Raw genomic sequence first — 1121 nt, forward strand, 5'->3', positions numbered from 1 at the left:
GAACACCGATGCGAACACCGATGTGAACACTGCGGATAACGCTGATGCGAACACCGATGCCAACACGGATGCGAATACTGACGCGAACACCGATGTGAACACTGCGGATAACGCTGATGCCAACACGGATGCGAATACTGACGCGAACACCGATGTGAACACTGCGGATAACGCTGATGCGAACACCGATGCCAACACGGCGGATAACTCGGCTGAGAACACTGGCGACAACACTGCGGACAACACGGAGCACCCGATCGTCAGCGTTGTACCTGATTCCGTTACGGAAGGCGACGAAGTTACCGTAATTGGTGACAAGTTCACTCCGGAAGGCAACGTCAAGGTAATCATCCGAAACTCAAATGGTGAAGAAACCCCAGTACATGAGGGCGATGTCATCGTTGATGAAGATGGTCGATTCGAGTACAAGTACGATACCGATGGCTTGCCTGAGGGTATCTACACCGTTGAAGTGACGGACGAAGAAACCGGAAAGACTTACACTGAGTACTTCCAGGTAACTCCGGACGATGCCGCTGAGAACGAAGTTCACATCGATATCACCCCTAACCGTTTGATCAAGGGTGAATCGGGAATCGTAACCGGTAAAGAGTTCACCGCAAATGGCGAAGTCAAGATCGAGCAGAGCCAGCTGGGCGACACCAGCTCGGCCGTAGCCAAGATCGCTGCTGCTGCCATGCCTGAAACCGTTACCGCTGACGACAAGGGCGACATTAGCTTCGAGGTCGATTCGACTGATTTGGCACTTGGTAGCTACTTGATCGTTGCAACTGATGTTGAAAGCGACGCATACGGGTTCACAACCTTCACCGTTGTGGCTGACGACTCGACGGATGTGAACACGGCAGACAACACCGCGGATAACGTTGATGCGAACACCGATGCCAACACGGATGCGAACACTGCGGATAACGTTGATGCCAACACGGATGCGAACACTGCGGATAACGCTGATGCCAACACGGATGCGAACACTGCGGATAACGTTGATGCCAACACGGATGCGAACACTGCGGATAACGCTGATGCGAACACCGATGCGAACACCGATGTGAACACTGCGGATAACGCTGATGCGAACACCGATGCGAACACCGATG

At 53.2% G+C, this 1121-nt stretch carries 1 protein-coding gene; it reads left to right on the forward strand.

Features of this window, described 5'->3' with window-relative positions; all coding sequences use genetic code 11:
- A partial coding sequence (locus ACIOTN_RS17990; RefSeq protein WP_402735845.1) for a hypothetical protein occupies positions 1 to 1121 on the forward strand: 1121 nt, incomplete at both ends.

It is taken from the genome of Glutamicibacter sp. NPDC087661 (assembly GCF_044743275.1).
Taxonomy (GTDB): domain Bacteria; phylum Actinomycetota; class Actinomycetes; order Actinomycetales; family Micrococcaceae; genus Glutamicibacter.